Annotated in this window: 12 protein-coding genes; 1 reads left to right on the forward strand and 11 read right to left on the reverse strand. The window is 46.1% G+C overall.

Going from position 1 to position 12156, the window contains the following annotated elements; all coding sequences use genetic code 11:
- Positions 1–270: 270 nt before the first annotated feature.
- From GPK58_RS02470 to GPK58_RS02480, 3 genes are all read right to left on the reverse strand, one after another.
- Positions 271–978, reverse strand: a complete 708-nt coding sequence (locus GPK58_RS02470) for a CvpA family protein (protein ID WP_015525674.1) — start codon at positions 976–978, stop codon at positions 271–273.
- A 10-nt stretch (positions 979–988) separates the two neighbouring features.
- On the reverse strand, positions 989–2221 hold the full coding sequence (locus GPK58_RS02475; protein WP_227574176.1) for a DUF5711 family protein: 1233 nt from the start codon (positions 2219–2221) through the stop codon (positions 989–991).
- Between the two features lie 66 nt (positions 2222–2287).
- Positions 2288–3550, reverse strand: a complete 1263-nt coding sequence (locus GPK58_RS02480) for a LysM peptidoglycan-binding domain-containing protein (RefSeq protein WP_173740028.1) — start codon at positions 3548–3550, stop codon at positions 2288–2290.
- A 157-nt stretch (positions 3551–3707) separates the two neighbouring features.
- Here GPK58_RS02480 and yyaC point away from each other — a divergent pair, with 157 nt between their 5' ends.
- Positions 3708–4295 carry a spore protease YyaC gene (yyaC, locus tag GPK58_RS02485; protein ID WP_178687362.1) on the forward strand — a complete coding sequence of 196 codons (588 nt, stop codon included), beginning with the start codon at positions 3708–3710 and terminating at the stop codon, positions 4293–4295.
- Here yyaC and GPK58_RS02490 read toward each other — a convergent pair.
- From GPK58_RS02490 to GPK58_RS02525, 8 genes are all read right to left on the reverse strand, one after another.
- Positions 4268–5206, reverse strand: a complete 939-nt coding sequence (locus tag GPK58_RS02490; protein ID WP_015525670.1) for a transketolase family protein — start codon at positions 5204–5206, stop codon at positions 4268–4270. The two genes, yyaC and GPK58_RS02490, sit on opposite strands and share 28 nt — an antisense overlap.
- Positions 5194–6033 carry a transketolase gene (locus GPK58_RS02495; protein ID WP_015525669.1) on the reverse strand — a complete coding sequence of 280 codons (840 nt, stop codon included), beginning with the start codon at positions 6031–6033 and terminating at the stop codon, positions 5194–5196. The genes GPK58_RS02490 and GPK58_RS02495 overlap by 13 nt, the downstream gene beginning before the upstream one ends.
- A 66-nt stretch (positions 6034–6099) precedes the next feature.
- On the reverse strand, positions 6100–6753 hold the full coding sequence (gene fsa / locus GPK58_RS02500) for a fructose-6-phosphate aldolase (protein WP_015525668.1): 654 nt from the start codon (positions 6751–6753) through the stop codon (positions 6100–6102).
- A gap of 274 nt (positions 6754–7027) precedes the next feature.
- Positions 7028–8146: a LacI family DNA-binding transcriptional regulator gene (locus tag GPK58_RS02505; RefSeq protein ID WP_059086187.1), complete on the reverse strand. Its 1119-nt coding sequence runs from the start codon at positions 8144–8146 to the stop codon at positions 7028–7030.
- Positions 8147–8233: 87 nt separating this feature from the next.
- On the reverse strand, positions 8234–8830 hold the full coding sequence (gene recR / locus GPK58_RS02510) for a recombination mediator RecR (RefSeq protein ID WP_015525667.1): 597 nt from the start codon (positions 8828–8830) through the stop codon (positions 8234–8236).
- The gene (locus GPK58_RS02515; RefSeq protein ID WP_015525666.1) at positions 8830–9186 is read right to left on the reverse strand and encodes a YbaB/EbfC family nucleoid-associated protein; all 357 of its coding nucleotides are present in this window, start codon (positions 9184–9186) and stop codon (positions 8830–8832) included. The genes recR and GPK58_RS02515 overlap by 1 nt, the downstream gene beginning before the upstream one ends.
- A 31-nt stretch (positions 9187–9217) precedes the next feature.
- The gene (gene dnaX / locus GPK58_RS02520) at positions 9218–10840 is read right to left on the reverse strand and encodes a DNA polymerase III subunit gamma/tau (protein ID WP_092072216.1); all 1623 of its coding nucleotides are present in this window, start codon (positions 10838–10840) and stop codon (positions 9218–9220) included.
- Between the two features lie 70 nt (positions 10841–10910).
- Entirely contained in the window at positions 10911–11993 is a 1083-nt protein-coding gene (locus tag GPK58_RS02525) for a 6-phosphofructokinase (RefSeq protein ID WP_021977972.1), read from the reverse strand.
- Positions 11994–12156 lie beyond the last annotated feature (163 nt).

Consider the following 12156-nt stretch of genomic DNA (forward strand, 5'->3'; position numbering starts at 1 on the left):
GTTGACGACTTGGATACTTTATCATATCTTCTGTCTTTTGTCAACTACTTTTTTATTTTTCTGAAAGCAGATGTATTTATCTGTTTCTTAAAAACAATTTGTTCCTAACAACTCTGATAGAATAGCATTTTTTCCATTACCTGTCAACATGTTTTTTACATAAATTTCATTTTTTTCTGAAAAACGTATTTTTTCGCCAAAAACCGCATTTCACAGACATGGTCACCACCTGTATCCTGGTGCTTTTTCGTCTGCAAAATGCGGTTTCTTTTACCCACCATAAAATATTCCTGTAAAAATACGGATAAAAATATTTTTATCATAAAGAAAATCCAGTACTGTATCACCCCGGATCAGTCCCAGACCCTTTTGCCCTATTTCCGTGTTGCATAAAATCGTAAGTACCAGCATTCCGACCCATACAAAAACAATACACTTCATGCCTCCTACTACGGCGCCGGCTATTTTGTTGATCCCACGGATGACCGGCAATCTTGCCAGGAGATCCATGGCATACGCCAGCACATGGATCAGGATTGAGGAAAGTATGTATGATACCAAAAAAGAAAGACAGTTCACTGCTACATTGGCCAGATATCCGGAAATATACCCTGCAAATGTATTAACCGCCAGATATTGATACACCAATGCCGTATTATTTTCTGTTATTCCCTTCTGGAGGAGATCCGGAATATCCATGCTGCTGATCAGCTCCTTCTGTTCCTCCTCATCCATGGTTTCTTTTCCATCTGCCAGAGAATCCACAAATGATCCGCTGGCAGTCTGGATTTTTTCATAAACAGACGTATTCTCACGTATGAACTGATTCACATAAGGATTGATCAGCCATACCAGAGCAACGGAGATCAGAACAAGCAATGCAGATACTACTTCTTTTACAAAGCCATGCCTGTATCCATCCACCATGGAAAAGGCAAGCAGGACCAGTACAGCCAGTCCAAGCCATGTCCAGTTCATATCTGCCCCCTTAACTGAATTTTATGGTGCTGACGCCTGTATCCAGTACCATAAGATATTTATTCCATCCGATCTTAAAGAAATCCCGGATCGTTCCATCTACATTTCCGGCATATTTCTGTACGCCACGGTTGTTCATCACGCAGATCTGCGAGCTGTTATACATGATGATATTATCTCCGCTCATTTTTATAGTCGTATATGGAATATTGAAATTTTTACGGAATTTCAGCTGTCCGCTCATACTATAGACTTCCATTGTATACAGATCATCTTTATTATTGTTTTTAAATACCAAGCCAATCCTGTCATCACTGAAAAATGTACTTACGATCTCCTGTTTTACATTGACTGTTTTGCTTTCTTTAGGAATCTGGCTTCCCTGGTAAGTAGAAAATCCATCATCTCGCAAAGCAATATACTTACTGTCACTGATACATTCCACCTGCGGGATCACTACATTCTCATAGGTATAACCACTTACGATCCGATCATCCTCATTCTGCCCTACATCCCCATAATTATAAAATGCCACATAGCTGGTAGTCTTGCTTCCATCAACATACTGGAATGTTACCATCATCACTCCGTTATCAGACACTGCTACATCCATGGGATATCCCGGATCATCGATCTTAGTCAGATTTTCCGCGACCAGACTGCCATCCGGATTATAAAAATTGATCCAGGTATTATCATCATTGTCCAGGATCACTGCAACCATTCCATTCGATGCGATCCGCACTTTTACAATAGCATAAGATGTTGTTACAGTTCCGGTCACACCTTTTTTGTCGCAGATATAAAGCGATGTTCCCTCGCTGTCTGCAACAACCGCCCTGCTTCCATTCACATCTGCAATAGGATTCTGCATTGTATAGGTTTCATTCCAGATCGTATTCATGCTGTTGTCCACAACAGATACTCCATCCGGACTGTATCTCAGGATATCTCCATCCATGTCCACATACTGTGTGGACACAACATCTTCCTGTTCGCTTGTATTTAATACTTTATAGCTGTGATAGCTTCTTTTTTCTGCATAGAGAAAAACCAGGCAGACTGCAGCAGCGATCACTGCCGCTGTGATCACCTTTTTCCCCTTTCTTGAAATCCTTCGGCGATGAGAAGTTCTCCCGTAGTGAGCGCCTTCCTGTGCAGCCTGTTCCTGTGCAAGCCTGGCTTTTTGCCTCATCAGCTTTTTACGCTTTTGTTTTTTCTGTATTTTTTTTATGATATTCACAACCGTATCCCTTACCTTAAGTATTTTATTTTGTAATTGGTTTTCCAGTTATTATAGCACACTCCATCAGGGTAGTACAATTACCTGCCCGGGATAAATGATCTCATTGGCAGAAATTCCGTTTAATGCACAGATCTGCTCCATCGCCGCTACAGTACCATAGCGGTTGAGACTGATCTGATACAAGGTGTCTCCCGGGCGGATCACATAAGTTTCTCCAGGATTTCCTGCAGCCACTGAAGTCTCTTCTGTTTTTTTCTCTTCTGTTTTATTATCCTTTTTTTGCGTTGCTTCTGAAACAGACTGTTTTTTTGAACTTCGAGGTTCCGGTGTTATTGAGATTTTTTCTCTTTTCTGCATGGTTTCCGTCGGGACCGGAGTTCCCCGCACAGCTTCCTGCGTCTGTACCGGTTTTTGTGTTTGCACCGGTTTCTGCGTCTGCACCGCCTTTGGCGAAACCGATACACTCCGCACCGGTTCTGTTACTGCAGGTGTCATCTGCACCACCGAAGCAGAAGCAGCGCGATAATCTTCCGGAACCTCTGTTTTTTCCTGCTGATTCCGATAAAAGCCCACTCCAGCCACAAGAACTGCCAATGCCAGACACACCGTAGCCGCATAAGAAAAAACAGAAGTTTTCTCTTCTCCCTGTTCCTCCGGATTTTTACTATCTATGATCTTTCTGAAATTTCTGACAGCCCTGTCCTCCACTTTCTCGGATGCTTCTCCGCCCTCTTTCTGGCTGCGTTCGATCATATACGTCTGCATCTGAGAATTTTTCTCATAATAAATATAATACCCGCTCAGTTTTGCCATCATGCCGCCATCATAACGGAAAAAGGCATCCTCCCGTTCTCCAGGATCCATCAGCATCAGGATCTTTTCCCCTCCGAAATGTCTGAGATGTACTTTCACAAAAAGCTCCGTGATCTCCATTGCTATCTGAGGCTGTGCAAAAAACCATCCCACGATCTCCTGCTCCGGAAAATACTGATCCTTATCCTCCTGCAGTTTCTGCCAGAGTTTTTCCGAAAAGTCAATATGTTCTGCCGCAGCCTCCATGCCGTCTGCTGCAATGGCACCTTTTATAAAAATACAGGTCATATCTGCAGTCCATTGAATTTCACCTGTAAGTACCGCCACACTTCCCTGGCCTTCCGGCTTTTCATCTTCTGCCAGGCTGCAGAGAAATGTGTATACATAATCTTCTATATAAATCCTGTAATCTCCGTTCGCCAGCCCGATCTGCCTTACATTTCTAGGCATGGAAAACGATTCCTGTGCGGCTTCCTGTTCTGTTGTGTCCTCCTTATAAATGACTTCTATCATCTCATATCACTCCTTCTGTCCAAGCATAGCACAGTAAAAATGCGGATTTTAGCAGAATGTAAGAGTCTGTCCACAGAATTTAGCGACAGATTCCGCACCATGCATATTTTTCCTTTTTTCAGGATATGATAGAGTGAAAAAAGAATCGAGGTTTCTCATGGCTTTTTACATTGATGCCGGAAAAAACGGTTCATCCGGCGAGATTGCTTATCTTCTGAAAAAATGCATTCTTCACTGTCCTAAAAAATGGACTGAGATCGTGTTTTTATGCATTGGCAGTGATCGTGTTACCGGAGATTGTTTAGGCCCATATATCGGACACCTTCTTCATCCTCATGAAACCGGACATATTTTTGTCTACGGCACTCTTTCCTGCCCGGTCCATGCCCTGAACCTGGAAAAAACTTCATCGCTTATCACAAGGCTTCATCCACACGCCCTTGTGATTGCCATAGACGCTTCTCTTGGACAAAAAAAACACCTGGGCTATGTGACCATTGGAAATGGTGCACTTTACCCAGGTGCTGGTGTTCAGAAAGATCTTCCACCTGTAGGGGACATCCATATCACCGGCATTGTAAATACTGCCGGAATCATGGAGCAGCTTACCCTGCAGACTACCCGGCTCTCCACCGTGGTAACACTTGCAGATGTGATCGCCTGCGGGATTCTTAAGATACTTCCTGCAGAAACAGACTTATCCCCTGTTGATCTTGATTATGCGAACTCCTTGATCTGCTTATAGATACCCTCTGCATCGAGACCGTATTTATGAAGAAGCTCTAATGCCGGACCGGACTCACCGAATACATCATGGATTCCGATACGTTTAACCGGTACCGGTGCCTTCTCAGCCAGGCACTCGCATACAGCTCCGCCAAGACCGCCGATGATGGAATGCTCCTCAACAGTTACAACCTTGCCGGTTTCTTTGGCAGCTGCAACAACAAGGTCCTCATCCAGAGGCTTGATGGTATGGATATTGATCACTTTTGCATCGATTCCGTCTGCTGCAAGCTTCTCAGCTGCTTCAAGAGCCGGTGCAACGCAAAGTCCGTTTGCGATGATGGTAAGATCTTTTCCCTCGCGGAGAACGATGCCCTTACCAAGCTCAAATTTATAATCCGGTCTGTCATTGATAACCGGAACAGCAAGACGTCCGAATCTCATGTATACCGGTCCCTGATGCTCGTAAGCAGCAGCAACCATAGCTTTTGCTTCGATATCATCAGAAGGACTTGCAACGACCATGCCCGGAATCACTCTCATCAGGGCAAAATCCTCCAGGCACTGATGTGTGGCGCCATCTTCACCTACAGAAATACCGCCGTGAGTTGCTCCGATCTTTACATTCAGCTTCGGATATCCGATGGAGTTACGAACCTGCTCATAAGCACGTCCTGCTGCAAACATTGCAAAAGTACTTGCAAAGGGAACCTTACCTGTGGAAGCGATTCCTGCTGCAATACCCATCATGTTGCACTCTGCGATACCGCAGTCAATGTGACGCTCCGGGAATTCTTTTTTAAACATACCTGTCTGTGTAGCTGCAGCAAGGTCAGCGTCAAGAACGATAAGATCCTCGTGTTTTTTTCCTAATTCTATGAGGGCACTGCCGTAGCTTGCTCTCGTTGCGATTTTCTTTACTTCTGACATAATGCTTCACCTACCTTCTCCAGATCTTCCATTGCCTGTGCATACTGCTCGTCATTCGGAGCTTTTCCGTGCCAGCCTACTGCGTTCTCCATGTAGGAAACGCCTTTACCTTTTACTGTTTTCATGATGATAGCTGTCGGCATACCCTTTGTAGCTCTTGCCTCATCAAAAGCAGCCTTCAGCTGATCCATATCGTTGCCGTCCGCAACATTGATCACATGGAAATTGAAAGCTTCAAATTTCTTGTCGATCGGATACGGGGAGCATACATCTGCAATGTCACCATCGATCTGAAGTCCATTGTTATCTACGATCACAACCAGGTTGTCCAGTTTACGGAAGCCTGCGAACATAGCTGCCTCCCACACCTGGCCTTCCTCGATCTCACCATCACCCAGCAATGTATATACTCGATAGTCATCATTACTGAGTTTGGCAGAAAGAGCCATACCTGCTGCTGCAGAGATTCCCTGACCAAGAGAACCACTGGACATATCAACGCCCGGAATATGCTTCATATCCGGATGTCCCTGAAGATAGGAGCCCAGATGACGAAGTGTTTTCAGATCCTCTTTTGGAAAATATCCTCTCTCTGCAAGTACAGAATAGAGTCCCGGTGCTGTATGTCCTTTGGAAAGGACAAAACGGTCACGGTCTGCCTTCTTAGGATCCTTCGGATCGATGTTCATCTCTTCAAAATATAAATAGGTGAACACGTCTGCTGCAGAAAGGGATCCGCCCGGATGGCCGGCCTTTGCTGCATGGACTGCTGTTACGATATCCTTGCGGACTTCGTTGGCAACTTTCTGAAGTTCTAACTTATCCATGTTATTAATGTCTCCTTTTTAGTGCCCTGCTGTTCACAGGGAATTTGTATATAAAAGAGGTTTCGATCACTCACCGAATACTGCCTTGTAATCAGCCTGGAATTTAGCGATACCTGCATCTGTCAGCGGATGATGTGTCATCTGCTCAATTACCTTGAACGGTACCGTAGCGATATCTGCGCCTGCAAGTGCACATGCAGTTACATGCATTGGATGACGAACGCTTGCTGCGATGATCTCTGTCGGGATATCTGCAACTGCAAACATCTCAGCGATCTGCTGGATCAGCTCAACGCCATCTGTGGAGATGTCATCCAGTCTTCCAAGGAACGGAGATACATATGTAGCACCTGCTCTTGCTGCAAGAAGTGCCTGGTTAGCAGAAAAGATCAGAGTAACGTTTGTCTTGATCCCCTCAGAGGAAAGAACCTTAACTGCCTTCAGTCCCTCTGTTGTCATAGGAATCTTAACAACCATGTTCGGATGGATGGCTGCGATCTCACGTCCCTCACGGATCATTCCCTCAGCATCTGTTGTGGTAGCTTTAACCTCACCGCTGATCGGTCCGTCAACGATCGTTGTGATCTCTTTGATCACCTCGTTGAAGTCTCTTCCTTCTTTGGCGATCAGAGACGGGTTTGTTGTAACTCCACAGATAACTCCCATGTCATTTGCTTCTCTGATATCCTCTACTTTAGCTGTGTCGATAAAAAATTTCATTGTTTTTTCCTCCTGTTTACGTTCGTTCTTTTTCTTGATGATTCCATTATAACAAACTCATTGCGGGGGTCAAGGCACCTGTTTTTTATTAATAAATATTTTATTAATAAAATAACATTTTATTAATAGTGCCTGTCAATTTTTTCACCCAAAACAGCTTCTTTCCATTTTCCTCAATTCGAATATCGCCGTAATTATCGTAGCTAACAAGGTTTCTATTCAAATGTGTCATGGAAACTCTCTCTATATATTATTATTAATAATTTTTGCGCTATTATTTATTTTTCTGTTCATCAGACTGGTTTCTGTCCAGTCTTGCATACCCCGTCGTGCGGCGCGTGATCAGCTTCGGGGTATATTCGATATTATACAGGCTGGCAGGTCTTTCATCCAGGTAAAATTTATCATTCATGTCGATCTTACGGATGATGATGTCACAGGCATCTCTTCCCTTCAGCGCAACAAAATGATCAATGGTTGTCAGGGAGATCCTGCGGATGCCGGAATAAAAAATATTGTCGCACCCTATGACAGAAACATCCTTCGGAACGTGTATCCTCATTTCATGCAACGCATCAATGGCGCCTATAGCCATCATGTCATTCTGTCCTGCGATAGCCGTAAATTTCTGTCCTTCCTGGAGAAGCTCCATGGTCAGCTCGTAGCCCATGGCATACTCGGAATCCATCCGCGGGATCTTTCTGTCATTGGATTCATCTGCCGCCTTGATGAGCACATGATCTTTTTTTCCCTCTTTTTCAAACTCGCGGACAAAGCCCTCCACACGCTTGGAGCGCTGCCACTGCCGTCTGGTAAGAGGCGGCGTGATAAATGCCACATCCGTGTGCCCCAGATCAAGAAGATGTCTGGCCATCAGCCTTCCTACCACTGTGTTGTCCTGATTGATAGCATCTACCGTGGTTGTTTTTTCCTTGTTGCTGATGATGACGAGCGGTGTTTCTTTTGCGATCTTTTCTACCTGATGCTGGAAATCCGGATGAGGATTGCAGGTATAGATGATCCCTGCCGGCCGCATGGTCTGCATCATACGGAGATATTTTTCTTCCAACCCCGCATCGCGCTGGGTGTTGCAGATAAATACCCCATATCCCTGCTCATTGGCCACAGCCTCGATCCCCTGAAGCAGCAGTACATAATAGGGACTGGTGAGTGTGGGGCAGAAAACAACGATCAGCTTTTCTTTTCTGTCAGCTTTGTGTTTCCGACGTCCGGGAAGCTCATAGCCAAGCTCTCTGGCCGCCTGCTCCACCCGCTCCACAGTTTCTCTCGAAAAAGAAACATTATATTTCCGGTTCAGCACCATGGATACCGTTGCCTGGGAAACTCCTGCGCGTGCTGCCACATCCGATGAGGTTGCTTTCTTTTTTGCCACCAGTCTCACCTCCTTTATAACCTGGGGAAATTTCCTGGCTGCTTATCACTTTTTGCAATCCCTCAGGGAATTTTTTACCTGATCCGATTAAAGCTCCACTCTTCCTTCCAATGCCCGGAGAAGTGTCACCTCATCAATATACTCCAGATCACCGCCCACCGGAACTCCGCTGGCGATACGGCTTACTTTGATCCCGGTCGGTTTGATCAGCTTACTGATGTACATAGCTGTCGTTTCGCCTTCAAGACTGGAATTGGTTGCCACAATAACTTCCTTTACATCCCCCTGAAGGCGCTTCATCAGTTCCTTCAGTTTGATATCATCCGGCCCGATCCCAAGCATCGGGGAGATCGCACCATGAAGTACATGATATACACCGTCAAATTTACCTGTTTTCTCATATGCTGCCAGATCCCTAGTATTCTCAACCACCATGATCGTGCTGTGATCCCTTTTGGGATTGGCGCAGATCGGACAAAGCTCCTGATCTGTCAGCGTGTAACAGCACTTACAGTACTGAACATTCTGCCTTGCATCGGTAATGGAGGCGGTCAGCTGCTCCACCTGGTCCTTCGGCATATTCATGATATGAAATGCAAGACGCTGGGCAGATTTGGCTCCGATCCCCGGAAGATGGGAAAGCTGCTCAATAAGTTTATTGATATGGCTGCTGTAATATTCCATCAGAAAGGAAGACCTCCGCCAAGACCGCCAAGGCCGCCTGTAAGTTTGGACATCACTGCTGCTGACTCGGACTCAACCTGACGGAGCGCCTCATTTGTTGCTGCCGCGATCATGTCCTCAAGCATCTCGATATCATCCGGATCTACCGCTTCCTCGGAAAGTGTGACCTTTGTTATTTCACGTTTACCGGAAACTGTAACGGAAACAGCTCCGCCGCCTACTGTTGCTGTAAACTCTTTTTCCTCAAGAGCTTTCTGGTTTTCTTCCATCTGACGCTGCATTTTCTGCGCCTGTTTCATAAGATTATTCATGTTTCCCGGCATACCCATGCCAGGAAATCCACCTCTTTTTGCCATAATACTTTCCTCCTGTTTTTTGTTTACGGATTTATGACTCCTCATCCGGGTCTTCTTCCACTACGATATCCATGTGGATATTCTCCCGAAGTGCATCGTCTACTGTGATCTGCGCGAGATTGGTGTGCTGATGTTTGTTGGCTACCAGCATATGTATCTCCACGCTTTTGCCTGTCCGGGCAGCAATAATGTCCTGAAGCTCTTTCTTCGCCTCCGGATTGTCTACATAATTCATCCCCAGAAAATCCTGGAATTCCACATAAAGGATGGGATCTCCTGTTTCTCCGTTATACTTGGGGACTGCACGCTGCAGGGACTGCTTGAAAAGTCCGGTAGTCTGACCCACGATGGCACGCCAGCCTGCCACGATCTTCTGAAGATCCTCAGGAGCTGCCTTCTGTGGTTTCTGCTGCTGTACCGTTGCTGTACCGGTCACTGCCGCCCCCGGTTCCCCGGCTCCACCGGCCTCGCTCTCCCGAACGATCACCTGCTGCACAGGCCGTTCCTCCATCTGCTTTTCCAGGACACGAAGCCTGTCAAGAACAGAGTCCAGATTTGTCTCCATGGCCGGTCTGCACAGCTTGATCAGTGCGATTTCCACCAATACACGCTTCTGGCTTGCAAAACGGATCTGATTGGACAGATCGGAAAAAATACGAATGTAACGCATCAGCGTCTCCACATCTGTCATCCCGCTCTCTTCCTTCAGAAGCTTCAGATTCTCAGAAGAAACATCAATGGCTTCCTCCGGATTTTCGGAAGTCTTCACAAGCAGAAGATTTCGCATATACCAGGTAAAATCTGATACAAACTGTCCCAGCTCCCGGCCGCCTGTGATCAGGTCCTCCAGCACATGGATGGAACCTGTCACATCGCCGGAAAGAACCTTTCGGAGAAGCCTACTGAATACCTCTGTATCCACAGCTCCCAGAACATCCAGGACTTTATCATAAGTAAGCACCTGTCCCAGATAAAAGGAAATACACTGATCCAGAAGACTCAGGGCATCTCGCATGGACCCGTCGCCTTTTTTTGCCACATAGCGTACAGCCTTCTCCTCTGCTTCCACCCCTTCTGCTGTCAGAAGCTCGGAAAGTCTGGCAGCAATGGTATCAATGGATATCCGGTGAAAGTCATAGCGCTGACATCTGGACAGTATTGTGATCGGTATCTTGTGGGCCTCTGTAGTTGCCAGGATAAAAATAACATAAGAAGGCGGCTCCTCCAATGTTTTCAGAAGAGCATTAAATGCACCTGTTGAGAGCATATGCACCTCATCGATGATATAAACCTTGTATTTGCCCTCTGTTGGACGATAAGCCACTTCCTCACGGATCTCACGGATGTTATCAACACCGTTGTTGGAGGCTGCATCGATTTCGATCACATTCATGGCAGTTCCCGCCTGAATGGCCTTGCACATGGCACATTCATTGCAGGGGCTGCCATTTACAGGATGTTCACAGTTTACTGCCTTCGCCAGGATCTTTGCAACCGTAGTTTTTCCGGTACCACGCGTTCCGCAGAACAGGTATGCGTGTCCGATACGGTTCGCCTTGATCTGGTTTGTCAGTGTTGTCACAATATGATCCTGTCCTTTTACATCGTCAAAATTGTCGGGACGAAATTTACGGTAAAGAGCAGTATAACTCATAAAACTCTCCTTCTCTTCGCCACAGTCGCCGCGGAAAGACTCCCGCGGCGGCCAGATGACTCATAATTCATTAATCGCCAAAACTGATTCCGATCTGTTTGGCTGCTTTTACAAGCTGATCCTTTGGAGATACCATCTTCAACTTGCCTGCGCATTCAGCAAGAGGAACCCTCTTGATCTTGCCGTTGATGACACCGATCATAACACCGTATTCCTCATCCATGATCGCCTGCGCTGCACCGGCACCGATCCTTGTGGAAAGAACGCGGTCATATGCACATGGCTCTCCGCCTCGCTGCATATGTCCCGGAACTGTGATACGTACCTCACTTCCGGTCACCTGCTGGATCTGGTCTGCGATCTCATAGGATACAGACGGATATTTCTTCGCTCTTTCCGCAAGCTTTTCTTTGTATTTTTTCTTCGGAAGCTCTGCATCTTCTTTTGAGATAGCTCCCTCAGCTACTGCAAGAATGGTAAAACGCTTGCCTGCCTTGTTACGCTTCTGGATGGCTTCTACAACCTTATTGATATCGTATGGGATCTCCGGGATCAGGATCACATCTGCTCCGCCTGCAACACCGGCATTCAGTGTAAGGCTTCCGACCTTATGTCCCATGATCTCAACAATAAATACACGTCCATGAGATGCAGCTGTTGTATGGATGCAGTCAATGGCATTTGTTGCGATCTCCAGAGCGCTCTGGAAGCCAAAGGTCATATCTGTACCCCAGATATCATTATCAATGGTCTTCGGAAGATGGATGATATTCAGGCCTTCCTCGCGGAGAAGATTGGCGGTTTTCTGCGTTCCGTTTCCGCCGAGGATCACAAGACAGTCAAGACAGAGCTTATAGTAAGTCTGTTTCATGGCCTCAACCTTATCCAGTCCCTTCTCATCCGGAACCCGCATCAGTTTGAATGGCTGTCTGGATGTTCCGAGAATAGTTCCGCCCTGAGTCAGGATTCCGGAAAAGTCCCTGGCTGTAAGCATACGGTATTTCCCGTAGATCAGTCCCTTATATCCGTCATCAAATCCATAAACCTCAAGGTTCTCAACGCTGTTGCTCAGACCCTTTACAACGCCTCTCATGGTTGCGTTCAGTGCCTGACAGTCACCACCGCTTGTCAGCAGACCGATTCTTTTAATCATAGCGTCCTCCATTCTATGCCCTCTTATGTGCACATTTTATTTGTTGCTGTCTGCATATAAGACAGATATTCCACCTGACGTATTTCTGCAGAACAACTACTGTATCCTCTCTTTTCACAGAGTTTTACACAATATAATATTATAAAGCATTTTCAGGCAGTGT

The organism is Blautia sp. MCC270 (assembly GCF_018785605.1).
In the GTDB taxonomy this organism is placed as follows: domain Bacteria; phylum Bacillota; class Clostridia; order Lachnospirales; family Lachnospiraceae; genus Blautia_A; species Blautia_A fusiformis.

Excerpts from the sequence above, each read along its gene's own strand:
- GPK58_RS02470 (WP_015525674.1), bottom strand. The coding sequence starts at position 978 with ATGAACTGGACATGGCTTGGACTGGCTGTACTGGTCCTGCTTGCCTTT.
- GPK58_RS02480 (WP_173740028.1), bottom strand. The coding sequence starts at position 3,550 with ATGATAGAAGTCATTTATAAGGAGGACACAACAGAACAGGAAGCCGCA.
- yyaC (WP_178687362.1), top strand. The coding sequence starts at position 3,708 with ATGGCTTTTTACATTGATGCCGGAAAAAACGGTTCATCCGGCGAGATT.
- GPK58_RS02490 (WP_015525670.1), bottom strand. The coding sequence starts at position 5,206 with ATGTCAGAAGTAAAGAAAATCGCAACGAGAGCAAGCTACGGCAGTGCC.
- GPK58_RS02495 (WP_015525669.1), bottom strand. The coding sequence starts at position 6,033 with ATGGATAAGTTAGAACTTCAGAAAGTTGCCAACGAAGTCCGCAAGGAT.
- fsa (WP_015525668.1), bottom strand. The coding sequence starts at position 6,753 with ATGAAATTTTTTATCGACACAGCTAAAGTAGAGGATATCAGAGAAGCA.
- recR (WP_015525667.1), bottom strand. The coding sequence starts at position 8,830 with ATGGAATATTACAGCAGCCATATCAATAAACTTATTGAGCAGCTTTCC.
- GPK58_RS02515 (WP_015525666.1), bottom strand. The coding sequence starts at position 9,186 with ATGGCAAAAAGAGGTGGATTTCCTGGCATGGGTATGCCGGGAAACATG.
- dnaX (WP_092072216.1), bottom strand. The coding sequence starts at position 10,840 with ATGAGTTATACTGCTCTTTACCGTAAATTTCGTCCCGACAATTTTGAC.
- GPK58_RS02525 (WP_021977972.1), bottom strand. The coding sequence starts at position 11,993 with ATGATTAAAAGAATCGGTCTGCTGACAAGCGGTGGTGACTGTCAGGCA.